This window comes from Nocardioides sp. NPDC092400 (assembly GCF_040684155.1).
In the GTDB taxonomy this organism is placed as follows: domain Bacteria; phylum Actinomycetota; class Actinomycetes; order Propionibacteriales; family Nocardioidaceae; genus Nocardioides.
The window spans coordinates 104139-128030 of record NZ_JBFBFJ010000003.1; the positions used below are offsets into that span (position 1 = coordinate 104139).

28 protein-coding genes are annotated in these 23892 nt (G+C 73.9%); 19 read left to right on the forward strand and 9 right to left on the reverse strand.

What is annotated here, in order from left to right:
- The first annotated feature begins 260 nt into the window (after nt 1-260).
- From AB0N29_RS12250 to AB0N29_RS12265, 4 genes are read left to right on the forward strand one after another with little or no spacing between them, the layout of a single operon-like run.
- Nucleotides 261-731, forward strand: coding sequence for a (2Fe-2S)-binding protein (locus AB0N29_RS12250; RefSeq protein WP_302268145.1), 471 nt, complete (start codon nt 261-263; stop codon nt 729-731).
- Complete coding sequence (locus AB0N29_RS12255) at nt 728-3229, forward strand: xanthine dehydrogenase family protein molybdopterin-binding subunit (protein WP_364867066.1); 2502 nt, start codon at nt 728-730, stop codon at nt 3227-3229. Before AB0N29_RS12250 ends, AB0N29_RS12255 begins: the two co-directional genes overlap by 4 nt.
- Entirely contained in the window at nt 3226-4098 is an 873-nt protein-coding gene (locus AB0N29_RS12260; RefSeq protein WP_364867069.1) for a xanthine dehydrogenase family protein subunit M, read from the forward strand. Before AB0N29_RS12255 ends, AB0N29_RS12260 begins: the two co-directional genes overlap by 4 nt.
- On the forward strand, nt 4098-4865 hold the full coding sequence (locus AB0N29_RS12265) for an SRPBCC family protein (RefSeq protein WP_364867071.1): 768 nt from the start codon (nt 4098-4100) through the stop codon (nt 4863-4865). Before AB0N29_RS12260 ends, AB0N29_RS12265 begins: the two co-directional genes overlap by 1 nt.
- On the opposite strand, the gene AB0N29_RS12270 is transcribed toward AB0N29_RS12265, so the two are convergent.
- Together AB0N29_RS12270 and AB0N29_RS12275 are read right to left on the reverse strand one after the other, a co-directional pair.
- Nucleotides 4843-6174 (reverse strand): MFS transporter, encoded by a 1332-nt coding sequence (locus AB0N29_RS12270; RefSeq protein WP_364867073.1) that lies wholly within the window; start codon nt 6172-6174, stop codon nt 4843-4845. The two genes, AB0N29_RS12265 and AB0N29_RS12270, sit on opposite strands and share 23 nt — an antisense overlap.
- A gap of 51 nt (nt 6175-6225) precedes the next feature.
- Nucleotides 6226-6771 carry an alpha-ketoglutarate-dependent dioxygenase AlkB gene (locus AB0N29_RS12275; protein WP_364867481.1) on the reverse strand — a complete coding sequence of 182 codons (546 nt, stop codon included), beginning with the start codon at nt 6769-6771 and terminating at the stop codon, nt 6226-6228.
- Between the two features lie 213 nt (nt 6772-6984).
- Between AB0N29_RS12275 and AB0N29_RS12280 the strand changes: the two genes are divergently transcribed.
- The 4 genes from AB0N29_RS12280 to AB0N29_RS12295 all read left to right on the forward strand — a co-directional run bounded on the left by AB0N29_RS12280 (nt 6985) and on the right by AB0N29_RS12295 (nt 11516).
- Nucleotides 6985-7734 (forward strand): ABC transporter ATP-binding protein, encoded by a 750-nt coding sequence (locus AB0N29_RS12280; protein ID WP_302268138.1) that lies wholly within the window; start codon nt 6985-6987, stop codon nt 7732-7734.
- A complete protein-coding gene (locus AB0N29_RS12285; protein WP_364867076.1) occupies nt 7731-10271 on the forward strand; it encodes an FtsX-like permease family protein in 2541 nt (846 codons plus the stop codon). Before AB0N29_RS12280 ends, AB0N29_RS12285 begins: the two co-directional genes overlap by 4 nt.
- Before the next feature lie 78 nt (nt 10272-10349).
- Nucleotides 10350-11054, forward strand: a complete 705-nt coding sequence (locus AB0N29_RS12290) for a GntR family transcriptional regulator (protein WP_302268136.1) — start codon at nt 10350-10352, stop codon at nt 11052-11054.
- Between the two features lie 171 nt (nt 11055-11225).
- Entirely contained in the window at nt 11226-11516 is a 291-nt protein-coding gene (locus AB0N29_RS12295; RefSeq protein ID WP_364867078.1) for a DUF4287 domain-containing protein, read from the forward strand.
- Nucleotides 11517-11640: 124 nt separating this feature from the next.
- On the opposite strand, the gene AB0N29_RS12300 is transcribed toward AB0N29_RS12295, so the two are convergent.
- On the reverse strand, nt 11641-11985 hold the full coding sequence (locus tag AB0N29_RS12300; RefSeq protein ID WP_302268134.1) for a hypothetical protein: 345 nt from the start codon (nt 11983-11985) through the stop codon (nt 11641-11643).
- A gap of 94 nt (nt 11986-12079) precedes the next feature.
- Here AB0N29_RS12300 and AB0N29_RS12305 point away from each other — a divergent pair, with 94 nt between their 5' ends.
- The 5 genes from AB0N29_RS12305 to AB0N29_RS12325 are packed head-to-tail and all read left to right on the forward strand — an operon-like array spanning nt 12080 to nt 14376.
- The gene (locus AB0N29_RS12305; protein WP_364867081.1) at nt 12080-12427 is read left to right on the forward strand and encodes a hypothetical protein; all 348 of its coding nucleotides are present in this window, start codon (nt 12080-12082) and stop codon (nt 12425-12427) included.
- Nucleotides 12427-13158, forward strand: coding sequence for a hypothetical protein (locus AB0N29_RS12310; RefSeq protein ID WP_302268132.1), 732 nt, complete (start codon nt 12427-12429; stop codon nt 13156-13158). The genes AB0N29_RS12305 and AB0N29_RS12310 overlap by 1 nt, the downstream gene beginning before the upstream one ends.
- Nucleotides 13155-13373, forward strand: coding sequence for a hypothetical protein (locus AB0N29_RS12315; protein ID WP_364867083.1), 219 nt, complete (start codon nt 13155-13157; stop codon nt 13371-13373). The genes AB0N29_RS12310 and AB0N29_RS12315 overlap by 4 nt, the downstream gene beginning before the upstream one ends.
- Nucleotides 13374-13382: 9 nt before the next feature.
- Entirely contained in the window at nt 13383-14078 is a 696-nt protein-coding gene (locus AB0N29_RS12320; protein WP_364867085.1) for a copper homeostasis protein CutC, read from the forward strand.
- Between the two features lie 7 nt (nt 14079-14085).
- Nucleotides 14086-14376, forward strand: coding sequence for a DUF4031 domain-containing protein (locus tag AB0N29_RS12325; protein WP_302268129.1), 291 nt, complete (start codon nt 14086-14088; stop codon nt 14374-14376).
- Here the strand turns inward: AB0N29_RS12325 and AB0N29_RS12330 are convergent.
- Nucleotides 14365-15030, reverse strand: coding sequence for a hypothetical protein (locus tag AB0N29_RS12330; protein ID WP_364867088.1), 666 nt, complete (start codon nt 15028-15030; stop codon nt 14365-14367). The two genes, AB0N29_RS12325 and AB0N29_RS12330, sit on opposite strands and share 12 nt — an antisense overlap.
- A 34-nt stretch (nt 15031-15064) precedes the next feature.
- Between AB0N29_RS12330 and AB0N29_RS12335 the strand changes: the two genes are divergently transcribed.
- Entirely contained in the window at nt 15065-15439 is a 375-nt protein-coding gene (locus tag AB0N29_RS12335) for a nuclear transport factor 2 family protein (RefSeq protein WP_302268127.1), read from the forward strand.
- Nucleotides 15440-15451: 12 nt separating this feature from the next.
- Here AB0N29_RS12335 and AB0N29_RS12340 read toward each other — a convergent pair whose 3' ends face one another.
- Nucleotides 15452-16702: a carboxypeptidase-like regulatory domain-containing protein gene (locus AB0N29_RS12340; RefSeq protein WP_364867090.1), complete on the reverse strand. Its 1251-nt coding sequence runs from the start codon at nt 16700-16702 to the stop codon at nt 15452-15454.
- Between the two features lie 57 nt (nt 16703-16759).
- Nucleotides 16760-17638 carry an oxygenase MpaB family protein gene (locus AB0N29_RS12345; RefSeq protein WP_302268125.1) on the reverse strand — a complete coding sequence of 293 codons (879 nt, stop codon included), beginning with the start codon at nt 17636-17638 and terminating at the stop codon, nt 16760-16762.
- A 91-nt stretch (nt 17639-17729) separates the two neighbouring features.
- Here AB0N29_RS12345 and AB0N29_RS12350 point away from each other — a divergent pair, with 91 nt between their 5' ends.
- Both AB0N29_RS12350 and AB0N29_RS12355 read left to right on the forward strand, forming a co-directional pair.
- A complete protein-coding gene (locus tag AB0N29_RS12350) occupies nt 17730-18206 on the forward strand; it encodes a sigma-70 family RNA polymerase sigma factor (RefSeq protein WP_364867094.1) in 477 nt (158 codons plus the stop codon).
- A complete protein-coding gene (locus tag AB0N29_RS12355; protein ID WP_364867096.1) occupies nt 18206-18961 on the forward strand; it encodes a hypothetical protein in 756 nt (251 codons plus the stop codon). Before AB0N29_RS12350 ends, AB0N29_RS12355 begins: the two co-directional genes overlap by 1 nt.
- Nucleotides 18962-19018: 57 nt before the next feature.
- On the opposite strand, the gene AB0N29_RS12360 is transcribed toward AB0N29_RS12355, so the two are convergent.
- Nucleotides 19019-20188 carry an RtcB family protein gene (locus AB0N29_RS12360; RefSeq protein ID WP_364867098.1) on the reverse strand — a complete coding sequence of 390 codons (1170 nt, stop codon included), beginning with the start codon at nt 20186-20188 and terminating at the stop codon, nt 19019-19021.
- A gap of 74 nt (nt 20189-20262) precedes the next feature.
- On the opposite strand from AB0N29_RS12360, the gene AB0N29_RS12365 reads away from it, so the two are divergent.
- Genes AB0N29_RS12365 through AB0N29_RS12375 form a run of 3 tightly spaced genes read left to right on the forward strand, consistent with a single transcriptional unit; the run spans nt 20263 to nt 22127 of the window.
- Entirely contained in the window at nt 20263-21147 is an 885-nt protein-coding gene (locus AB0N29_RS12365; RefSeq protein ID WP_302268121.1) for an aldo/keto reductase, read from the forward strand.
- 15 nt (nt 21148-21162) lie between these two features.
- Nucleotides 21163-21597: a rhodanese-like domain-containing protein gene (locus tag AB0N29_RS12370; RefSeq protein WP_364867101.1), complete on the forward strand. Its 435-nt coding sequence runs from the start codon at nt 21163-21165 to the stop codon at nt 21595-21597.
- Nucleotides 21594-22127 carry a hypothetical protein gene (locus AB0N29_RS12375; RefSeq protein WP_364867103.1) on the forward strand — a complete coding sequence of 178 codons (534 nt, stop codon included), beginning with the start codon at nt 21594-21596 and terminating at the stop codon, nt 22125-22127. Before AB0N29_RS12370 ends, AB0N29_RS12375 begins: the two co-directional genes overlap by 4 nt.
- 31 nt (nt 22128-22158) lie before the next feature.
- Here AB0N29_RS12375 and serA read toward each other — a convergent pair whose 3' ends face one another.
- Complete coding sequence (gene serA, locus AB0N29_RS12380) at nt 22159-23358, reverse strand: phosphoglycerate dehydrogenase (protein WP_364867106.1); 1200 nt, start codon at nt 23356-23358, stop codon at nt 22159-22161.
- Nucleotides 23359-23622: 264 nt separating this feature from the next.
- The gene (locus AB0N29_RS12385) at nt 23623-23892 is read right to left on the reverse strand and encodes a hypothetical protein (RefSeq protein ID WP_302268117.1); all 270 of its coding nucleotides are present in this window, start codon (nt 23890-23892) and stop codon (nt 23623-23625) included.

A 23892-nucleotide genomic window follows, 5' to 3' on the forward strand; every position in this document is an offset into this window, starting at 1 on the left:
GACCTGATACCCGGGAGACCGCCGCGTCCACCCGCCGTACCTCTCCCGTAGCTGCCCCCACCGCAACCACCTATGGCCCGGCAGCCGGAGGCGAGCACCCGAGGCCCTGCGCACCTCACCGGGTCTCGACGACGCCTCGCCAGGGCTCGGCCGCCCGACAAGCAGCCACCTCGCCAGGGCTGCGGGCTCGACCAACGATCACCCAACCAGGCGCGCCTACCGTGAGCCGGGTCACACCCGGCGCACACCCGAGGAGAGTCATGGTCCGGATCAACGTCACCGTCGACGGCGCGAGGGTCGCCGACGACGTCGAGCCGCGCATGCTGCTCGTGCACTACCTCCGCGAGAAGCTCGGCAAGACCGGCACGGTCGTCGGGTGCGACACCAGCAACTGCGGCGCGTGCACGGTCCACCTCGACGGCACGAGCGTGAAGTCGTGCAACGTGCTGGCGGTGCAGGCCGACGGTGCCGAGGTCACGACCATCGAGGGGCTGTCCCAGGACGGGCAGCTGCACCCGGTGCAGGAGGCGTTCCGGGAGTGCCACGGCCTGCAGTGCGGCTACTGCACGCCGGGGATGATCATGCAGAGCGTCGACCTGCTCAAGGAGAACCCGAGCCCGTCGGAGGAGGAGATCCGCCTCGGTCTCGAGGGGAACCTCTGCCGCTGCACCGGCTACCACAACATCGTCAAGGCCGTGCAGCACGCGGCGGGCCAGGGAGCCCAGGCATGACCGCCACCGAGGCCCGTCCGGAGGCCACCGCGCCGGAGCGGGAGATCGGCAAGGACCGGCGCCGCAAGGAGGACCAGCGGCTGATCACCGGCCGCACGCGCTGGACCGACAACATCCAGCTGCCCGGCATGCTGCACCTGGCGATGGTGCGCAGCCCCTTCGCGCACGCCCGGATCACCAGCATCGACACCGCCGAGGCCAAGCAGAGCCCGAACGTCGTCGACGTGGTCACCGGCCACGACCTCGCCGACACCCAGGGCGTGCTGATCAACGCCTGGCCGATCACGCCGGACCAGAAGACGCCGACCCACCTCCCGGTCGCCATCGACCGGGTCGCCTTCGCCGGCGAGGTCGTCGCCGTGGTGGTTGCCCGCAGCGCCGCCGAGGCGCGCGACGCCGCCGAACTCGTCGACGTGGAGTACGACGACCTGCCGGCCGCCCTCGAGCTCAAGGAGGCCGCCGCCGACACGGTGCTGGCCCACCCCGACCTCGGCACGAACAAGTCGGCGTACTGGGTCTTCGACTCCGCCGAGGCCGGCACCGGAGGCGACGTCGAGCAGGCGATCGCGCAGGCCCGCGGCGACGGGATCGTGCTGGAGCGGGAGTACCGCCAGCAGCGCCTGATCCCCGCGTTCATGGAGCCGCGCTCGACCGTGGTCGACCCGACCGGCGAGCAGCTGACCGTCTGGTCCTCGACGCAGATCCCGCACATCCTCCGCTTCGCGCTCGCCGCGACCACCGGCATCCCCGAGTCCAAGCTCCGCGTCATCGCGCCCGACGTCGGCGGCGGCTTCGGCGGCAAGCTCCAGACGACGCCGGAGGAGTGGATCACCGTCGCGCTGGCGCGCCGGACCGGCAAGCCGGTGAAGTACACCGAGACCCGCAGCGAGTCGCTGATGGCGGGCCACCACGGCCGCGACCAGTGGCAGAAGCTCACCCTCTCGGCGACCAAGGACGGTGCGGTCACCGGCCTCAAGGTCGAGCTGCTCGCCGACCTCGGGGCGTACGTCTCGCTCGTCGGCGGCGGCGTGCCGGTGCTGGGCGCGTTCATGTTCAACGCGATCTACAAGTTCCCGGCCTACCACTTCGCGGTGCAGACGGTCCTGACCAACAAGACCTGGACCGACGCCTACCGCGGCGCCGGCCGGCCCGAGGCGACGTTCGCGATCGAGCGGCTGATGGACGAGCTGGCCGCCGAGGTCGGCGTGGACCCGCTGGAGATCCGCGAGAAGAACTGGATCACCCACGAGGAGTTCCCGTTCACCAGCGTCGCCGGGCTGGAGTACGACTCCGGCAACTACGAGCTGGCGACCGCGCGCGCCAAGGAGCTCTTCGGGTACGACGAGCTGCGGGCCGAGCAGCGCCGCCGCCGCGAGTCCGGCGACCCCGTCCAGCTCGGCATCGGCGTCTCGACCTTCACCGAGATGTGCGGGCTGGCCCCGAGCCGTGTGCTCGGCCAGCTCGACTACGGTGCGGGCGGCTGGGAGCACGCGAGCGTGCGGATGCTCGCCACCGGCAAGGTCGAGGTCGTCACCGGCGTCAGCGCCCACGGCCAGGGCCACGAGACGGCGTTCAGCCAGATCGTCGCCGACCGGCTCGGCGTGCCGTTCGAGGACGTCGAGGTGCTCCACGGCGACACCCAGGTCTCGGCCAAGGGGCTCGACACCTACGGCTCGCGCTCGCTGGTCGTCGGCGGTGAGGCGCTGGTCAAGGCCACCGACAAGGTCGTCGAGAAGGCCAAGACCGTCGCGGCGCACCTCCTCGAGGCGTCGGCCGACGACCTGGAGTTCAGCGGCGGCCGGTTCAGCGTCCGCGGCACCGACCAGGGGCTGGCCATCCAGGAGATCGCCGGTGCGGTGTTCGCCGCGCACGACCTGCCCGACGGCATGGAGCCCTCGCTGGACTCCGACGCGACGTACGACCCGGTGAACTTCAACTACCCCCACGGCACCCACCTGTGCGCGATGGAGGTCGACACCGAGACCGGCGAGCTGACGATGCGCAAGTACGTCTGCGTCGACGACATCGGCAACGTCATCAACCCCCTCATCGTCTCCGGGCAGGTGCACGGGGGGCTGGTCCAGGGCATCGCCCAGGCGCTCTGGGAGGAGGCGGTGTACGACGACTCCGGGACGCTGGTGTCCGGCTCGTTCGTCGACTACCTGCTGCCGACCGCCGCGGACACGATCAGCTTCGAGGTCGACCACACGACGACCCCGTCGCTGACCAACACCCTCGGCACCAAGGGCGTCGGGGAGGCCGGCACGATCGCCTCGACCCCGGCCGTCGTCAATGCCGTCGTCGACGCGGTGCGCCACCTCGGGATCCACGACATCCGGATGCCGTGCACGCCCGAGCGGGTCTGGCGGGCCATCCAGGACGCCGGCTCCGGCACGGAGCCGACCACCGGTGCGGCGGCCCCGCACTTCGACGCAGCGACCGGCATGGAGGGCACCGTGGACCGCACGGCCGGCGCCCAGGACGGAGCCCAGCAGTGATCCCCTCGCAGTTCGACTACCTGGCCCCCACGACCGTCGAGGAGGCGCTCGCGGCGCTCGCGCAGCACGGCGACGAGGCCAAGATCCTCGCCGGCGGGCAGAGCCTGCTGCCGGTGCTCCGGATGCGGCTCAACGCCCCGGAGATGGTCATCGACCTCGGGCGGATCCCGTCCCTGCGCGGTGTGCGCGACGACGGCGACGCGGTCGTCGTCGGCGCGATGACCCCCCACTCGGTGGTCGGGTCCGACCCGCTCGTGGCCGAGCACGCCGCCCTGGTCAGCAAGGCCGTCGAGCACCTCGCCGACGCCCAGATCCGGCACCGCGGGACCTTCGGCGGCGCGCTGGCCCACGCCGACCCGGCCGGCGACCTCGGGGCGCCGACGCTGGCGCTCGGGGCGCAGTTCGTCGTGCAGGGGCCCGGCGGGACCCGGACCGTGCCGGCCGAGGAGTTCTTCGTCGACCTCTTCGAGACCGCGATCGGCGAGGACGAGATCCTCACCGAGGTCCGGCTGCCCAAGCACACCGGCTGGGGCGCGCACTACGAGAAGTTCGTGCGGGTCGCCCACCAGTGGCCGATCGTCGCGGTCGCCGCGGCGGTCCGCGTCGAGGGACCGGGGGACAGCGGCGTGATCGCGGAGGCGCGCGTCGGGCTCACCAACATGGGCAGCACGCCGCTGCGGGCGCACGCGGTGGAGCAGGCACTGGTCGGCCGGCCCGCCACCGTCGACGGCGTGCGGGAGGCGGCGGCGCTGGCCGCCGAGGGAACCAACCCGCCCTCGGACCTCAACGGCGACGCCGACTACCGTCGCCACCTCGCGACGGTCCTCACCCGGCGGGCCGTCCTCACGGCAGCAGGAGCAGGCGGCTGATGGACCTCCGGCACGAGTTCACCGTCCCGACCGGCGTCGAGGAGACCTGGGCGCACTTCAACGACATCGCCTCGGTCGCCGAGTGCTTCCCCGGCGCGGTCGTCACCTCGGTCGAGGAGACGACGTTCACCGGCACGGTCAAGGTCAAGCTCGGTCCGATCGCGCTGGTGTACGGCGGGTCCGGGACGTTCCTCGAGAAGGACGAGGACGCCCACCGGTTCGTCGTCGAGGCCAAGGGCAAGGACAAGCGCGGCAACGGCACGGCCGGCGCGACCGTCACCCTCACCATGGCGCCGTCGGGGGAGAGCGGCTCGACCGACGTCGTGGTCGTCACCGACCTCTCCATCACCGGCAAGCCCGCGCAGTTCGGCCGGGGCGTCATGCAGGACGTCTCCGACAAGCTGCTCGGCCAGTTCGTCGCGTGCCTCGAGCAGCGGCTGAGCGCCGACCCGGCACCTGCCGGGGACGCCGCCGAGACGCCGCCGACCCCCGCCGAGGTGTCCGCCGCCCAGGCCGTGGCGGCGCCGGGGGCCACGGACGGGGTCGCGGCCGACGAGGTGGCCCCGGTGGTCTCGGACGCCGGACCCGCTCCCGCGGCGCCTCGCCCGGCGCCCGCCGTGGGCCCGTCGGCCGGCGGCGGGACCGACGCGCTGGACATGGGCGCGGCGGTGCTCCCGGTGCTGCTGAGGTCCTACGGCAAGCAGGCCGGGGCCGGCCTGCTCGTCCTGGGGCTGCTGGTGCTGCTCAACCGTCGACGGCGCCGCTGACCCGCGCGGTGGGTGTCGGCTCCTCGACGGGGGCCGGCACCCGCACGCCGTTCACCCCCGGCGGCAGCTGCCGCTCGACGCGGGTGACGGCGAGCAGCGCGACGGCGACGCAGCCGACGACGAGCAGGCCGACGTACGCGTCGCCGAGCGAGTGCCCGATCAGGAAGCCCGACACCGGCGGTGCGATGACCTGCGCCCCCTGGAAGGCACCCGAGCTCAGGGCGTTGTAGCGGCCCCGCAGGTGGTCGGGCGCCAGGTCGTTGACCAGCGCCGGGATCGTCGGCTGCAGCAGCGTCTCGCCGAGCGCGAACACCGAGGCGCACGCCGCGACCAGGACCGTCGCGCCGACCGTGCCCGGCACCAGCCCGGAGCCGCCGAGCAGCAGCCAGGCGAACGCCCACAGGGCAGCCATCACCGCGATGACCCGGGTCCGCCGGCGGCCCTCGATCCGCTGCAGCACCACCAGCTGCAGCACCACGATGACCAGGGTGTTGGCGGCGAAGGCGATGCCCAGGCCCTGGGTGGAGACCTCGCCGACCGCCCGGGCGTACGCCGGCATGCCTGCGTTGAGCTGGGCGTAGCCGACGAACGAGGCGGAGAACCCGAGGACCATCAGCGACGCGACGGCCGGTCGGCGCAGCACCGCGAGGTACGACGCCGGCTCCTGGGCCACGGCCTCGTCGTGCTCGGGGCGGCCGGCGACGTGCCGCAGCGGCACGGCCAGCAGGAACAGCGCCGGCAGGTAGCTGGCGGCGTCGGCGAGGTAGATGCCCTCGAACGTCGCGGCGCGGTCGACGTCGACCACGACGCCACCGACGATGCCGCCGATCCCGATGCCCAGGTTGAGCAGGGTGAAGTTGACCCCGAAGTACCGCTGGCGCAGGTCGCGCGGGACGACCGCCGCGATCAGGCTCTGCGAGGCCGGCCACGAGACGCCGAAGGCGATGCCGGTCAGCGACAGCGCCACCGCCGCCGTGCCGATGCTGGTCGCGGTCGCCAGCAGCACGTTGCCGGCGACCAGCAGGACGAGCGTGCCCATGAGGATGCGGCGGGCGCCGAACCGGTCGATCGCGGACCCGGTGGGCCCGACCACCAGGAGCCCCACCAGCGGCGGCACCGCCAGCAGCAGGCCGACGTCGCTGAGCGCGATCCCGCGGACCTCGTTGAGGTAGACGACGTGGAACGGCAGCACGAGGCCGGTGCCGAGGAACTCCAGCACGACCACGGAGAGCAGCAGCTTCCCCTCGCGGGGCAGGTCGTGCCAGAAGGAGGACAGGGTGAGGCGGGGGGAGCGGTTCGAGCTGTTCATGAGGAGGCCGAGTCTTCCAGCGGGCCCCGCCGCCGGGCACGCCGGTTTGGGTCAGAAGACGTTGAGGGGCCGGAACTGCACGGAGATGCGCGGCCCGGCCGACGCCACCTTCGGCACCGCGTGCTCCCAGGTGCGCTGGCAGGACCCGCCCATCACCACCAGGTCGCCGTGGCCCATCTCGATCGACATCGAGTCCCCGCCACCGCGCGGCCGCAGCTGGAGCCGTCGCGGGTCGCCGACCGAGACGATCGCGACCATGGTGTCGCGCGTCGATCCGCGGCCGATCGTGTCGCCGTGCCAGGCCACGCTGTCCCGGCCGTCGCGGTAGTAGCAGCACCCGGCGGTGCGGAACGGCTCGCCCAGCTCGGGCAGGTAGTGCTCGCTGAGCGCCTCCCGGGCCTCGGCGAGGACGCGGTGGGGCAGCTCGTCGCCGACCAGGTAGGTGTGGAGCAGCCGCGGCACGTCGACCACGCGGTCGTACATCTGGCGCTTGTCGGCCCGCCAGGGCACGTCGGTGACGAGCGTGCCGAACACCTCGTCGGGCTCCGGCAGCCAGGCGCGGCAGACGTCGACCCAGGCGCCGCGCGTCAGCGGCATCCGCTCCGCCCGCGCCAACGACGCCAGCAGCGACCCCTGGTCAGGGGCCTCCGCGGCGAAGAGGGAGGTCTGGAAGTCCACGTCCCCAGGCTATCGAACGCGTGTTCGACGGGCAAGGGTCCAGACGCCCCGGGCCGGAGTGCCGGGAGCCCCGGGGGAGGCCCGGGTCCATCCCGGTGGCGCGGTGTCGGTGCGGTCGGCGATCGTGGGTGCATGACCTCGCCGGCAGCCAGCGTCCGCCACCTGACCAAGACCTACGGGACCGGCCCGGCACAGGTGCGCGCGCTGGACGACGTCTCGCTCGACCTGGCGGCCGGGGAGTTCACCGCGGTGATGGGACCCAGCGGGTCGGGGAAGTCCACGCTCATGCACTGCTGCGCCGGCCTCGACACCGCCGACGCCGGCCAGGTGCTCATCGGTGACCACGACCTGACGACGATGGGGGACAAGGCGCTGACCCGGCTGCGCCGCGACGAGATCGGCTTCGTCTTCCAGTCCTTCAACCTGGTGCCGACGCTCACCGCGGGGGAGAACATCGTGCTCCCGCTGTCGATCGCCGGCCGCCGCCCGGACCGCGAGTGGCACGACACGGTGGTGGCGACCGTCGGGCTCGGCGACCGGCTGCACCACAAGCCCAGCGAGCTCTCGGGCGGTCAGCAGCAGCGGGTGGCCGTGGCCCGGGCGCTGGTGAACCGGCCCCGGATCGTCTTCGCCGACGAGCCGACCGGCAACCTCGACTCGCGCTCGGGCGCCGAGGTGCTCGAGCTGCTGCGGCGCAGCGTCACCGGGGCCGGTGGCTTCGCCGGTGGGCAGACGGTCGTCATGGTGACCCACGACCCGGTCGCCGCGGCGTACACCGACCGGGTGGTCTTCCTCGCCGACGGCCGCGTGGTCGACGAGCTGCGGCACCCCGACCGCGAGCAGGTGCTCGAGGTCATGGCGCGGATGAGTGCGCCGGCATGATCCGCGCCGCGCTGAAGAGCCTGCTCGGGCGCAAGCTGCGCCTGCTGATGAGCACCTTCGCCATCGTCCTCGGCGTCGCCTTCGTGGCCGGCTCACTGGTCTTCTCCGACACCCTGGGGCGCAGCTTCACCGCGCTCTTCGCCTCCACCGTCGGGGACGTCGTGGTCCAGCCCGAGGGCGGTACGACGAGCCAGGGGGCGCCGTCCACGCAGACGCTGCCGGCCGCGCTCGTCGACGAGCTCGCCGAGGTCGAGGGAGCGGCCCGTGCCGACGGCAACGTCGAGGCGGTCGGCGTCTTCGTCGTCGACACCGACGGCAAGGTCGTCGGCGGTCTCGGCCCGCCCGCCCTCGGCGGCAACTGGAACGACGCGCCCGCCGGCCACGGCCTCACCGGGCTGACGATCCAGGAGGGTCGCGCGCCCGAGCGGTCCGGCGAGGTGGTCCTCGACGCACGGACCGCCGAGAGGGCCGGCTACGGCATCGGCGACGACGTGCCGTTCGTGACCTCGACCGACCGGCTCAACCTCGACGCGGAGCTGGTCGGCATCGCCGAGTTCGCCGAGGGTGGCTCGCTCAACGGCGCCACGCTCGCGCAGTTCGACACCGCGACCGCGCAGGAGCTCTTCCTCGAGGGTGCGGACGCCTACAACGACATCTGGGTGACCGCCGAGGACGGCGTCTCCCAGGAGGAGCTCGCCGAGCGCGTCCGCGAGGTGCTGCCCGCGGGCGTCGAGGCGGTCACCGGCGACGACGCCGCCGACGAGGCCGCCTCGGACCTGCTCGAGGCGGTCTCGTTCCTGACCACCTTCCTGCTGATCTTCGCCGGCATCGCGCTGGTCGTCGGCTCGTTCCTCATCGTCAACACCTTCTCGATCCTCGTCGCCCAGCGCAGCCGCGAGCTGGCGCTGCTGCGGGCGCTCGGTGCGTCCAAGCGGCAGGTCACCTGGTCGGTCCAGCTCGAGGCGCTCGTGCTCGGCCTGGTCGGCTCGACCGTCGGGCTGGGGCTAGGCGTGCTGCTCGCGATGGGCATCCGTGCGGTCACCGCCACCTTCGGCCTCGACCTGACCGGGCAGGGCCTGGTCTTCTCCCCGCGCACCGTCCTCGCGGCGTACGCCGTCGGGGTGCTCGTCACGATGGCCGCCGCCTGGCTGCCGGCCCGCCGCACCGCCCGGATCGCGCCGGTCCAGGCGCTGCGCGACGACGTCGCCCTGCCCGAGAGCTCGATGCGCCGCCGGCTCTGGGCCGGGCTGGTGCTCGTCGTCGGCGGCCTGGCGGCCCTGGCCGCCGGACTCTTCGCCGACGTGCCCCGCGCCGGCTGGTGGGTGGGGCTCGGCGTGCTGGCGGTGCTGCTCGGGGTGGCCGCGGCCAGCCCGGTGCTCAGCCGGCCGTTCCTGTCGGCCGCGCGGGCGGCGTACGCCCGGGTGTTCGGCGCCGTCGGCAACCTGGCCGGGCAGAACGGCCTGCGCAACCCGCGGCGCACGACCGCGACCGCCTCCGCGCTGATGATCGGGCTGACCCTCGCCTGCACGATGGCGATCGTCGGCGACTCGGCGAAGGCGACCGTCGACAAGTCGGTGGAGGAGAACTTCGTCGGGGACTACGTCGTCAGCAGCGCCTTCGGCGGGGAGTTCTCCCCGGCCATCGCCGATCGGATGGCCGGTGTCGACGGTGTGGCGTCGGTGCTGCGCGAGCGGTTCGCCTTCGCCGAGCGCGACGGCGAGGGACAGGGTGTCGCCGCCACCGATCCCGACACCGTCGACGACCTCGGCCTGACCCTCGTCGAGGGCAGCGCCGACCCGCTGCGCGACGACACGGTCGTGGTGCAGCAGTCCTGGGCCGAGGAGGAGGGCGTCGGGGTGGGGGACACCGTCACCCTCGACCTGCCGACCGGCGAGGCCGCCTGGGAGGTCGTCGGCGTCTTCGAGGACGACCCGATCGTCTTCCTCCCGCTGCTCACGACCGTCGACACGCTGCTCGCCGCGGGCTTCCCGGACCGGGACAACTACATCGTCGTGGACGCCGAGCCCGGCGCGGGGCCGGCGCTGCAGGACCGGCTCGAGGAGGTCGTCGCGGACAGCCCGGTGGTGACGGTCAAGGACGAGGCCGGCTTCGCCGCCGAGCAGCGGGAGCCGATCGACCAGCTGGTGCTGATGATCTTCGCGCTGCTCGGCCTGGCGCTCGTCATCGCCGTGCTGGGCATCGTCAACACGCTCGCGCTCTCGGTGATCGAGCGCACCCGCGAGGTCGGGCTGCTGCGTGCGATCGGCCTGAGCCGGGCGCAGCTGCGACTGATGATCACGCTTGAGTCGGTGGTCATCGCGGTGCTGGGTGCGGTGCTCGGGGTGCTGCTGGGCACGTTCTTCGGCGTCGCGCTGATGCGTGCACTGCGCGACGAGGGCCTCGACGTGGTCAGCGTGCCGGCCGGGCAGCTGGCGGCGTTCCTGCTCGTGGCGGTCGTGGTGGGCGTCCTCGCCGCCGTGCTGCCCGCCCGCCGGGCCGCCCGCCTCGACGTGCTGCGTGCGATCGCCACCGATTGATGCTCGGCGGTTCCTTGGCGAAACCGCGGACAACGGTGGTCTGGTCCGCCTAGTCTCACCCCTGTGGACGAAGTGCTGGTGACTGACGGGCGCGCGCTCAAGCACGTCCAGGTGCGCGAGTACGTGCGTTCCCTGGTCACCGGGTGCGCTCCTGGATCGCCCGCTCCCTCCGAGCGTGAGCTGGTCCACCGTTTCGGCGTCGCGCGGATGACCGTGCGCCAGGCCATGGACGCGCTGGTCGTGGAGGGGCTGCTCGAGCGCATCCCCGGTCGCGGCACGTTCGTCGCACGGCCGCGTCGTACCGCCAGCCGGATCACCGGCTACACCGAGGAGATGAACCGTCGCGGCCTGCTGGCCGAGTCGCAGACCCTCCTCGCGCGCCGCGAGCAGGCCGGACCCGGCGTGGCCCGCGCGCTCAGCCTCAGCGAGGGCGACGCGGTGATCCACTGGCGCCGCCTGCGCCGCGCGGACGCCAAGCCGATGTGCCTGGAGGACGCCTACCTCAACGAGGTGCTCCTGCCCGGCTTCCTGCAGAGCGGCATGCCCACCAGCCTGTACGACGCCCTCGAGTCGCGCGGCCTGCGCCCCACCTGGGCCGAGGACTCGATCACCGCGGACAAGGCCACCCCCGAGGAGGCCACCCTGCTCGAGGTCGAGGCCGGCGCCTCCGTCCTGCGCCACTCCCGCCGCGCCATCGCCGGCGAGAAGGTCGTCGAGGTCTCCCGCACCGTCTACCGCGCCGACCGGTTCACGCTCTGGGTGCAGCTCGGGCACGAGTCCTGAGGTCGGCCCCGCTGCAGGGGTCCCCGGTCCACCGGTGACTCCTGCGCTCACCGGGTAGATCTGCCCCGGTGAGCGAGGGACTGCCACGAGAAGCACCGGCTGCGCGCGATGAGTACGCCGCGCGGCAGTGGTCGGTGCAACGACCGACGTGCACAGACGACAGGAGCACCCATGTCCTTCCAGGCCTACCTCGACAAGGCCGAGGAGAAGACCGGGCTCACGCCCCGTCAGCTCGTCGACCAGGCGAACGCCCACGGCCTCGACGCCGGGTCCCGGACCAGCGAGGTGATCGCGTGGTTCAAGTCCGAGCACGGTCTCGGTCACGGGCACGCCGCCGCGCTGGCCCACGTGGTGGTCAAGGGGCCGACGATCAGCACCAAGCACGTCGGCACGACGGGGAGCCACCGCGACGACTCCGACACCCTGTGGCTGGACGGTCGGGCGACCCGTCCTGGGGCCTGAGTCGTGCCCCTGGGGGGTGCAGGAGTCCCCGGTGCACCGGTGACCCCCGCGCTTACCGGGGTAGATCTGCCCCGGTGAGCGGGGGACTACCCCGGGAAGCACCGGCGCCGAGCCGAGCGGTCGCTCACAGGCCGCCCAGCGGCGCGACGGCCTCGCCGGTCTCCTCGCACACCCACACCGGGTCCGGGCCGCCGAGGTCGGGCTGGATGTAGAGCGAGTGCTCGGGCGCCTCGGGCCCGCAGCCCAAGCACAGCGGCCACCGGCCGGCGGTCTCGAGGAGGGCGTCCTGGACGTCCTGGGCGACCAGCCCGGCGACGTACACCTCGCCCTGGGGCCACTGCTCGGCCCACCACTGCCGCGCGGAGCAGGCGTCCTCGAGGGCTGAGACGGCGGCGGCCGTGGCGTGCCGACGCGCCTCCAGGTCGGCCAGGACCCGGGCCCGGGCGTTCATCAGCAGCGCGTTGTCCACAGGCCCATGGTGGCTCGCGTTTCAAGGCCGGTCCGCTCCGGGCAATCCGGGGGCACCGGGTCGCACCGCGCGGCCCCCGCTCGGGAGGTGTGGGATGGACGTGCTGGTGACGGACTGGGAGGACCTGCGGCGGCTGCCGGGGGTCCTCGACGAGGCGGCCGGGCAGGCCGGCGACATCACCGCGCACGCGGTGCGGTGGGTGGCGCAGCGCGAGGGCTTCGAGCCCAGCCCGGTGTGCCTCCTGCGACCCCTCGCCGAGGCGATGGACGCGGTGCGGGCCGCGTTCGAGGCGGCCGGTCGTACGGCGGTCGCCGGGCTGGCGGACCTCCGTCAGGGCGTCGAGTCGGCCGCCCGCGACCTGGAGGCGTCCGACGCCGCCGCGACCGGCTGCTTCCCCGCGCCGCCCGCGGTGGACGCCCCGTACCGGCCCGGGGTGGCGTGATGGTCGCCCTGCACCTGGTCGGCCTCCACCTCGTCGACCCCGAGCCCGGCGCGGCCCAGCTGCGCCACGACACGACCTTCCAGCTGTGGGACGCCTCGATCTCCGCCCTCCGCGACGTGGTCAACACCGGCATCCGCGTGCTCAACCAGGTGGGGGCCGGGCTGCCGCTGCTGCCGGAGGGATCGCTCGAGGAGCTGCTGGTGCAGCCGCTCACCGGCGACTACGGGGCGATCCGGCAGAACGCCGCCGCCTGCCACCAGGTGGCCGACGCGCTGGGGACGTGGACGGCCAACCTCGTGCGCGTCGGCGCGACCGTCGACCCGCGCTGGGACGGGCTCGCCGGCACGGCGTTCACGGCGCGGCTCGGGGTCCAGGCGGTGACCGCCCGCGGCCTCGCGGAGGTGGTGCGACGAGGGTCGGCGCTGCTGGAGGAGATCGCCGACGTCTCCGAGCGGCTCGGCGTCCGGGTCGAGGAGCTCCTCGTCGACCTCGGCAAGGCGATCGCCCGTCTCGCCCGGCGGCTGCTGACGCGGGTCGGTGGACCGGCCGGGTGGGCGACCTTCGCCGGCGAGCTCGCGCTGAAGGGGCTGGACGCCGTGACCGACATCGTCGACGACGTACGCCGCGTGCTCGGCCTGGTCGACACCGTGGTCGCCCTGCACCGCACCGTGGCCGACTGGGCCGACGTGCAGCGCGACCGGCTGGCGGTCTTCGGGGAGCTGGCCGCATGAGCCCCGCGGAGCCACTCGACGCGGGGCTGCGGGAGTCGCTGGCGGCCGCCTGCGCGGGGGACGCGCCGGTCGAGCTGCAGGCGCTGGCGGCCGAGGTGCGCGAGGGCCGGACCAGCTGGGAGCAGGTGTGGGAGCGGCCCGGCCCGGTGCTGCTCGGCCGCGTCCTGGGCGACGTGGCGCGCCGCTGGGCCACCGCACCGGGAGCGGCGCCCTAGCCTGGGCCCATGCCGGAGCCCCGCGACGCCCGAGACACCGTGCTCGAGGTCGCCGTCGCGCACGAGCGCGACGTCCCGGGCGCGGCCGAGGGCGGCGCCGACCGCGTCCGCCTGGCCACGCCGGCCGGCCTCTCGCCGGAGCCGGCGCTCGTCTCGGCGGTGTGCCGCGAGTCCGACCTCCCGGTCCACGTCGTGCTGCGGCTCGACGACTCCTGGACCACCACCGGCGGTGAGCTCGCGCGACTGGTCGGCCTCGCGGCCGACTACGCCGCCTGCGGCGCGGCGGGCTTCTCCTTCGGCTTCCTCGACGCCGACCTCGAGGTCGACACGGCCGTCTGCACCCACCTCGCCGAGCGCCTGCCCGACGGGCTGCCCTGGACGTTCTCCCGGGCCTTCGACGCGACCCTGGACCCCCGCCGCTCCTGGCGGCGCGTGCTCGGGCTTCCCGGCCTCGCCGGGGTGCACTCCGCAGGCTCGCCGCAGGGCATGACGGTCGGGTACGACGACCTGCTGGCCGCCGCCGAGGACCCGGCCGTCGCCCGGCTCCTCGTCGCCGGTGGCGGGCTGCTCGCCGAGCACGTCCCGTGGCTGCTCCGGGCCGGCGTGCGGCAGCTGGCCCTCGACACCCAGGTCCGGCCCGGGGCGTCGTACCGCTCCTACGTCGACGCGGGGCACGTGCGCTCCTGGCGCCGGCTGCTGGGGTGAGGCACCGGTGATCCTCGTCGACCCGCCCAACGCGGCCGGCCACGGCCGGCTGTGGTCGCACCTGGCCAGCGACAGCTCCTACGAGGAGCTGCACGTCTTCGCCCGGGGGCTCGGCATCCCCGAGCGCGGCTTCGACCGCGACCACTACGACGTGCCCGCGGAGTGGTACGACCGGGTGGTGGCCGCCGGCGCCACCCCGATCAGCTCGCGTGAGCTCGTGGCCCGGCTGGTCGCGACCGGCCTGCGGCGCCGCAAGCGCGACGTCCGCGGTCCCGGGCAGGGGACCTCAGGCCGGTAGCTCCTCGGCCGCCCGCCCGGCCACCCCCGCAGGCCGCGCGGGTCCGGTCAGCTCCGCCAGCTCGCGGTCGAGGTTGGCCCGGGCGGGCGTCTCCCAGTGCGCACGCGCCCAGGCGGTGTGGAACAGGTGCGGCTTCTCGGCCAGCGAGCGCAGGACCTGGACCCGCCCGGCGCGGAACGTCTCGTCGTCGAGGTGCGCGAACTCGCGGCGCACCGCCGTGACGTACTCCTCGTAGCGCTTGCGCGGCGCGGCCAGGATCGCCAGGTCGGCGTCGGAGAGCACGCAGCCGTTGGCGTCGTCGTCCGCGGGCAGGTGGGTCTCGGTCAGCCGCACCAGGCGGGCGACCTCCGCCACCGCGGCGTCGGGCACCAGCCCCGCCAGCGCCATCTCGGCCCAGACCGCCGAGCGCTCCTCGGCGTCCCGCTCGCCGTCGTACACCCCGTCGTGGAACCAGGCGGCCAGCAGCACCACGACGCGGTCGTGGGCGGCGCCGTGCCCGGCCAGCTCCTCGAGCCGGGCCACCACCTCCGCGAGGTGCCGGGTGTCGTGGTAGCCCCGGTCGGGCGAGGAGTACGCCGCGGCGAGCTCGTCGCGCAGGTCCTCGCTGCCGGGAAGTGGCCAGGAGGCGGTCAGCCGTTGATGGTCGTCGTCCACCCGCCCAGTCTGGCGGACCGCTACCGTGCGGGCCATGCCTGCGAGCAACGAAGCCGTCCGAGCCGTCGTCGAGCAGTACGTCGCGCTGGTGGGGTCGGGCACCGCGCAGGAGATCTCCGCCCTCTACGCCGACGGCGCCACCGTCGAGGACCCGGTCGGCAAGGAGCCGCTCAGGACGCGGGAGCAGATCGAGGCGTTCTACGCCACGCTGGAGGGCATGGAGCAGGAGACCAGCCTGCTCACCGCCCGGGTGGTGGCCGGCGAGGCGGTCTTCCACTTCGAGGTCCGCACGAAGGTCGGCGACCAGACCTACGTGCTGAGCCCGATCGACGTGATGACCTTCGACGACGACGCGCGGATCACCAGCATGCGGGCGTACTGGAGCGACACGGACATGACCGTGGCCTGAGCGCCTCGGCGCTCAGACGACGCACTGGGACGGGACGTCCTTGCCGGTCGCGTGCGGCAGCACGATCGCGTCGACCGGTGTCTCCTCGCCGGTCCGCACCGACCACGGGCCAGAGGTCGTGCCCTTGAACTGGCACCACGCGGCGCCCTGCATGTAGCCGCCGCGGTCCGGCTCGGGGTTGACGACGATCTTCAGTCCGCTCTGGGTCGCGATCTGCCCGTCGAGGGTGAACCAGCCGCCGGCGTTCGTGAGCGTCTCGTCGAGCTTGTGGCCGGCCTTGTCGAAGACCATGACCTGGGCCCGCGCCATCGGCGTCTCCCCGTCCATCTCGTCGACGACGTAGCCGGTGATCCAGGCGCCCCGCTTGGTCCAGCGGAAGGAAGCGGCCAGGTCCGCTCGGCCCGCCTTGACGCTCGCGCCCTGGATGCCCGCGGTGCGGGCGAACCAGTTGCCCACGCCCGGGGCGACCATGGTGTACCCGCCGGGGTAGAGGTTCGGGAAGGCCACCTCGCCCCGGCGGGCACGGGCGGTCCAGAACTGCCCGGTCGCCTTGCTGACCGCGGTGACGTAGAAGGACCCGGTCATCTTGGTGCCGTCGCCGCGCCGAAGCTGGACGAGGAGGCTGCCACCGCGCTTGGTCAGCGCGAGGCCGACGTTCTTGGCCTGGCCGCGCTTGAGCCCCGGCACGTAGCGGGACTTGCCCACCCAGGTGTCCTTGCGGTCGTAGGTGAAGACCGAGTAGCTGCCGGCCGGCAGCCCGCCGACGGCGAACTGGCCCTTGCCGTTCGCCTTGACCTCGTAGGACTGCTCGTTGGCGTTGGCGGCGACCACGCGCGCCCCGGCCGCCGGACGACCACCGGCCTTCACGGTCCCGGTGATCGCCGCGCCCCGCCGCATCCTCACGTCGCGCTGGACGATCCCGCCGCCCTTCACCGTGACGGTGACGTCGCTGGGTGCGTACTTGGTGACGTCGTAGGAGGGCCGCTGGTCGACGAACTGCAGGCGGTAGGTCCCCGGCTGCAGGGAGAGGGAGTAGATGTCGCCCTCCACCTTGCGTCGGCCCAGGTAGTTCCAGCCCTTGTCGAACCAGAGCATCTCGACCCTGAGCTTGCCGCCCTGGCTGCCGATCACCTGGCCGACGACCTTGCCGCTGGCCGCCTGCGCGGGCGCGGCGGTGCCGAGGGCCAGCAGCAGCGAGGCGAGCAGGCCGAGGGCGAGCACGAGTGCCGTGGCGCGACGGCGCCGGTTGGTGGAGGTCCCCATGCGGTCAGGGTAGGGAGGGCCACCCCCAGCCGACCGCAACGTCACCTCAGGCTTCCCTCAAGAAGCGGGGCTCTCCTGCGGGGCGTCGCGGACGGGCCCCTGCGGGGTCAGCGCCCACCGGATCGTCCCCACGGCGACCGAGCCCAGCACCCGCACGACGGTCCGCTCGGAGACCGGGAGCCACGGCAGCAGCAGGTGGCGACGGGTCCAGGCCGGCATCAGGCCCACCGCGGCGGCGACGAGCACGCCGTACGGCGCGCGGGCCGGCAGGGGCAGCGGCGGCTTGAACAGCAGGTACCGGACGGCCTCGCGGGCCTCCGGCGTGCCGCGCAGCTCGGGGCGGTACGCCGCGAGCGCCTCGCGCAGCTCGGCCTCGGTGGTCGGGGGGTCGAGGACGCCGAGCCGGCGGCCCACCTCGGCGACCTGGGCGACGTACTCGTCGCGGCCGGCCTGGTCCAGCGGCTCCGCGCCGTACGTCGTGTGCGCCAGCAGGAAGCTGTCGACCTCCGCGACGTGCACCCAGCGGAGCAGGTGCGGGTCGCTGGCGGCGTACGGCGTCCCGTCGGGCATCGTGCCGGTGATCCGGTCGTGGATGCGGCGCACCACGTCCACCGCCTGCTGGGCGTCGTCGGCGTGGCCGAACGTGGTCACGGCGAGGAAGGTGCTGGTCCGGGCAAGCCGTCCCCACATGTCCCCGCGGAAGCCGGAGTGCTCCGAGACCGCCCGCATGGCGGCGGGGTGGAGCGTCTGGAGCAGCAGCGCGCGGATGCCGCCGACGAACATCGAGGCGTCGCCGTGCACCCGGGCGATCGCGCTGTCCGCCTCGAACCAGCGGGGGCCCGGCCGTCCGTGGATCCGCGCGGCCTGCTTGGCCCCGTCGGGGCCCGCCACGCGGAGGAAGAGCGCCTGGCCGAGCCGTTCGCGCACCGTGGTCACCTCTCCGAGCGTACGGTCCGGACCCTCACGTCGCCCGGGAGAAAGAGGCAGCCGCGTGCAAGGGATCCGGCCTCCCGCGCGTCACCCAGGTGTGAGCAGCGTCGAGTTCAGCGAGTTCTACCGGTCCAGCAAGGACCGCTGCCTGCGGGCCGTGGTCGGGACCGGGATGCGCCCCGAGGAGGCGGAGGAGGCGCTCGCCGAGGCGTTCGCCCGGGCCTGGTCGCGCTGGGCGAAGGTGCGGACCCTCGAGGCGCCCGAGGCCTGGGTCGTGCGGACCGCGGTGAACGCCAACATCTCCTGGTGGCGCAAGCGGCGCCGGGAGTCGCCGGCGGCCGTGCCGACCGACGCCACCTCGACCGGGGAGGACCACCGCGCCGACCTGGTCGCGGCCCTGCGGCTCCTGCCGCCCCGGCAGCGCGAGGTGGTGGTCCTGCGCTACCTGCTCGACCTCGACACCGCGCAGACCGCCGCCCGGCTCGGCATCGCGCCGGGGACGGTGGCCTCCCAGCTCCACCGGGCGCTGGCGACGCTCCGCTCACACCTCCACCAACCCGAGAGGAGCCACTGATGGACACGAGCAGGGACGTGCGGGGCGAGCTGCGGGCGCAGACGTCGCACCTGACCATGGAGACACCGGTCGAGAGCATCCTCGCCCGGGGCGACCGGCTCGGCCGGCGTCGCCGCCGGGCCGTCGCCGGCGGTGTGGTGGCCGCGGCCGCCGTCGGCGCGGTGGGCGTGCTGGGTACGTCGGTGATGGCGCCGCCGGGCAGCTCGCCGCTGGTGCCGGAGGCCCGGGCCGCGTGGGGACCGGCGATGGTGAACCTGCCGGCCCCGGAAGCCGGCGAGACCGGACGGGAGTGCGCCCGGCACGTGCGCGACCTCGGCGCCGACCTGGCGCCCGGCGCGGACCCGGTGGCGGCCGACACCCGCGGGGGGCAGACCGTCGCGGTGTACCGGGCCGGAGGGAGCTACGCCCTCTGCACGCTCCGGGAGGAGGCCCGGCGCGGGACCCGGCTGCGCAGCGCGGTCGTCGGCCGCTGGGACGGGCTGCGGCCCGGTGCGGACGTCGGGCTGATCGGCCTGACCGCCGCCTCCGACGACCCCGACGCGCCGACCCGCGACGTCGCCGGTGCGCTCCGCGTCGGGCCCGGCGTCGAGCAGGTCACGGTGGACGTGGACGGGCAGGTCCTGGACGCCGCGGTGGGCGGGGGAGTGGCCATGTTCTGGCTGCCCGACGGGCTCACGTCGCCGGAGCTGGCCGACGTGCGTGCGACGGCGTACGACGCCGACGGCACCGAGCTGTCGACGACCACGCCGTTCTGAGCCCGCCGTCCTGAGCTCGCCGTCCTGAGCCGGCCCCGGCCGCGGATCGCGGCCGGGTCAGTCGCCCTTGACGTTGACCACCTGCCGCAGCGTGTGGCGCACCTCCACCAGGTCGGCGGCGTCGGCCATGACGACGTCGATGTCCTTGTACGCCGCGGGGATCTCGTCGATGAACGCGTCGGTGTCGCGGTACTCGATGCCGGCCATCGCCGTGCGCAGGTCGTCGCGGGTGAAGGTCTTGCGGGCCCGGGTGCGGGAGTAGTTCCGACCGGCGCCGTGCGGGGCGGAGCGGAGCGAGTCGGGGTCGCCCCGGCCGACGACGACGTACGACGCTGTGCCCATCGAGCCGGGGATGAGGCCGGGGCGGCCGGCCTCGGCGTTGATCGCCCCCTTGCGGGAGAGCCACACGTCCTCGCCGAAGTGGTGCTCGGGCTCGGTGTAGTTGTGGTGGCAGTTGATCTCCTCGACCCGCTGCACCGGCACCCCGGTCCACCGCTCCACCTCGGTGACGAGGCGGTCCATCATCTCCTCGCGGTTGAGCAGCGCGTAGTGCTGGGCCCACTGCATCTCGCGGATGTAGGCGTCGAACGCCGGGGTCCCCTCGGCGAGCCAGGCGAGGTCCCGGTCGGGGAGCTCGACGCCCTCGCGCTCGCACCGCCGGCGGGCGACCGCGACGTGCTTCTGCGCGATCTTGTTGCCGACGCCGCGGGAGCCGGAGTGCAGGAAGAGCCAGACCCGGTCCTCCTCGTCGAGGCTGACCTCGATGAAGTGGTTGCCTGACCCCAGGGTGCCCAGCTGCAGCTCCCAGTGCTTCGCGTAGGACGCCGGGTCCAGGCCGATCCCCTCGGCCTCCCGCCGCAGCACCGCGAGCCGGTCGCGGGTGTGGTCCCGGGTGACCGCGTCGTTGCGGGCCCCGGCCGAGAGCGGGACCGCCCGCTCGACCGCCTCGCGCAACCGCCGCCGGTCGGCGGGCAGGTCGTCCGCGGAGTGCTGGGTGCGGACGGCGATCATCCCGCAGCCGATGTCGACGCCGACGGCGGCCGGGATGATCGCGCCCTTGGTCGGGATGACCGACCCGACGGTGGCGCCGAGCCCGAGGTGGGCGTCGGGCATCAGGGCGACGTGCGGATGGATGAACGGCATCGACGCGGTCGTGACGGCCTGGGCGCGCGTGCCCTCCTCGAGCACCGACGCCCAGCTGAGCAGGGTGGGGGAGATCCGTTCCACCCGGTGCCCGTACCCCGCGCGGTCCGCGTCGTGACCCCCGTTTCACCACCGTCCCCACGGGGCACTTGGGCGCGGTGAGGACACGAGCGATCGGCAACGACCACGTCGGCCAGGTGCAGGTCGGGGCCATCGGCCTCGGGCTGATGACCTTCGACCAGTCCGGGAGCCAGCCGCGCGAGCAGCTCGCCGACACCGTTCGGGCGGCGCTCGACGCGGGCGTCACGCTCTTCGACACCGCCGACGCCTACGGGCCGGGCGAGGAGAAGGGCGCGGACGCCCAGGGCGCCAACGAGCGGCTGGTCGCCGGCCTGCTCGACGAGCTCGGCGTGCGCAGCCAGGTCCTGCTCGCCACCAAGGGCGGGCACGTCCGCACCGAGGGCGGCGGCTGGGACACCGACAGCTCCCCCGAGCACCTCCGGCAGGCGGTCGACGCCAGCCTCCAGCGGCTCGGGGTCGAGCAGATCGCGCTGTGGCAGCACCACCGGCCCGACCCGGCGGTGCCGTACGACGAGGTCATCGGGACGCTCAAGGAGATCGCCGACAGCGGCAAGGTGCGCATGGTCGGCCTCTCGAACGCCGACCCCGACCAGATCCGCGCCGCGCACCAGGTGCTCGGCGGTGCGCTGGTGAGCGTGCAGAACCAGTTCTCCCCGGCGTTCCGCTCCAGCCGCCCCGAGATCGACGTGTGCGAGGAGCTCGGCCTGGCGTTCCTCCCCTGGAGCCCGCTCGGCGGCCTGGGCGACGCCAAGTCGCTGGCCGAGAAGCACCCGGCGTTCAAGGAGGTCGCCGACGCCCGCGGTGTCAGCGCCCAGCAGGTGGCCCTGGCCTGGGAGCTCGCCCAGTCGCCGGTCGTCATCCCGATCCCCGGCGCGAAGCGGCCGCAGTCGATCACCGACAGCGCCGCGGCCGCCGAGCTCGAGCTCACCGACGACGAGCTCTCCCGGCTGAACGCCGACTAAGACGTCCCTGTGGTGGTGGACGGGTACGACGAGGGTCCGCCGGCGGCGATCGACCGGCTGCTGGAGGAGTGCCGACGCGGTCTCGACCGGGTCCGGCCGGAGGACCTCCCAGCGGCCGTGGCCGCCGGCGCCCTCGTCGTCGACACCCGTCCGGTCGAGCAGCGCGAGCGCGACGGCGAGCTGCCCGGCGCGGTCGTCGTCGACCGCAACGTCCTGGAGTCGCGGCTGGACCCCGGCTGTGCGCACCGCCTCCGCGGCATCGACCACGACCCGGAGCGCCGGGTGGTCGTGGTGTGCAACGAGGGCTACAGCTCCAGCCTCGCCGCGCACACCCTGCAGCGTCTCGGCCTGGCGAACGCCACCGACCTCGCCGGTAGGTTCCAGGCCTGGCTCCACGTGGACCCGCGCGAGGGTCTCCCCGCAGCCCGGTCGGGTACCGCGCCGGCATGATCCGACGCGTCGTGGGTGAGGGACTGCTGGCTGGGGCCGTCGGGGTCGCGGTGATGACCCTGGGCGAGAAGCTAGAGCAGCGGCTGACCGGCCGCCCGGACTCCTACGTGCCCGCACGCGTGCTCGAACGGCTCACCGGGCTGCCCGAGCAGGCCGGGGGCCGCGCGGTCGCCGCCAACTGGGCGATGCACCACGGCCAGGCCGCCCTCGTCGGCGTCGTCCGCTCGGTGATGGCCCACGCCGGCCTCCGCGGGCCCGTGGCCTCGGCGAAGTTCGCGGTCATCCGCCTGACCACCGACCAGGTGCTCGAGAACGCCACCGGCGTCGGGGCGCCGCCGCAGACCTGGCCCCGCGGCGAGCTGGCCGTGGACCTGCTGCACAAGGGTGTGTACGCCGCCGTGACCGGCCTGGTGGCCGACGCGCTCGCCGCCCGCAGCGGGCCCGGGCCCGGGCAGCGGCACGCAGCCGTGGCCCCCGGGCGGGTCGGCGACGTGGGGCCGCTCCCGCGCGAGGCGGTCGGGACGCCCTAGCCGGACCCCGGCCGCACCGAACGGGCCGCGGCTAGGCCTGCCAGGTGCGGACCCAGAGCCCGTTCTCGGAGGCCACGAGCTGCTCCAGCGAGCCGTCGGAGACCGGTGCGGCGGCGTCGGTGACGACGTACCCCAGCTCGCCGCGTGTGGCCAGCTGCTGGCCCAGCACGTTGTCGCCCTGCTCGGCGAGCATCTCGTTGAGCCGGGCCAGGACGCCGGGCACGTTGCGGTGCAGGAAGCCGAGGCGGTGGCCGGAGCCGAGCACCGGGACGTTGACGGCGGGGAGGTTCACCGACAGCGCGGTGCTGCCGTGCTGGGCGAACGACGCGAGCTTGCCCGAGACGAACCAGCCGATCTCCTCCTGCGCCTCCTGCGTCGAGCCGCCCACGTGCGGGGTGAGGATGACGTTGTCCAGGCCCCGCAGCGGCGACTCGAACGGGTCGCCCTGCGCCTTGGGCTCGACCGGGAACACGTCGAGCGCGGCACCGGCGATGTGGCCCGAGAGGATGTGCTCGCGCAGCGACTCGGTGTCGACGACCATCCCGCGCGCGGCGTTGACGAACATCGCCCGCGGCTTCATCTTCGAGAACTGCTCGTGCCCGAAGAGGCCGGCGTTGCCGGGGCGCCCGTCGATGTGCAGGCTCACCACGTCGGAGATCGCGAGCAGCTCGTCGAGGGTCGACATCCGCCGGGCATTGCCGTGCGCGGGCCGGTCGGCGGTGTCGAAGAAGACCACCCGCATGCCGAGGGCCTCGGCGACGGTCGACAGCTGCGTGCCGATGTTGCCGTACCCCACGATGCCCAGGGTCCGCCCCCGCACCTCGTGGCTGCCCTTGGCCGACTTGTCCCACACGCCGGCGTGCATCTTCTCGATCTTCTCCGGCAGCCGGCGGGCCAGCGCGATGATCTCGCCGATGACCAGCTCCACGACGCTGCGCGTGTTGGAGTACGGCGCGTTGAACACCGCCACCCCGCGCTCGGTCGCGGCCGGCAGGTCGACCTGGTTGGTGCCGATGCAGAAGCAGCCGATCGCCAGCAGCTCGGGCGCGTTGGCCAGCACCTTCGCCGTCACGTTCGTGTTGGAGCGGATGCCGAGCAGCGAGACGCCCGCGAGCGCCTCGACCAGCTCGTCCTCGGAGAGGGAGCGGCTCAGCAGCTCGACCTCGTACCCCTTGGCCTCGAGCGACTCGACGGCCACCTGGTGGATGTTCTCCAGCAGCAGTGCCTTCACGGTCACGACCCTAGGACCGTCCGACCCCGACCTCCGATTCGCCGCGGGGTGGTGAGACGGCGCGGGGACCGTGTGGGGGTGTGTGGTCGAGGAGGCAGGGAAGCATCAACATCCCAAGTGAACCTGGGATGTTGACGCTTCCCTGCTGTTGCAACGGCCGCGAAGCGTGAGAAAAGCGCGGCCAGTGGTCCCACCAGCCCCCAGACGCCCCACGCGCCCCAGGACCACAGGGGCCAGGCGTCCGGCGGGTGGCCGACGCGACGGTCAGGGCTTCAGCCAGTGCGGGTGCACCTTGTCGCCCTTGCAGACCCAGCGCCTGCCGGCGGCGTCCCAGCCGCTCTTGCCGTAGCTGGCCTGAGGGCAGAACTGGCCGCCCTTGATGCAGGTCCCGCTGGAGGTCTTGGTGCAGGGCTTCTTGGCGACGACGACGGAGACCGCGCCGTCGCCGACGGGGGCCGGCGCGGCGACGGAGGGGCCGCCCACGAGGGTGACGGCGGCGACGACGGAGGTCGCGAGCAGGGTGCGGATCTTCAT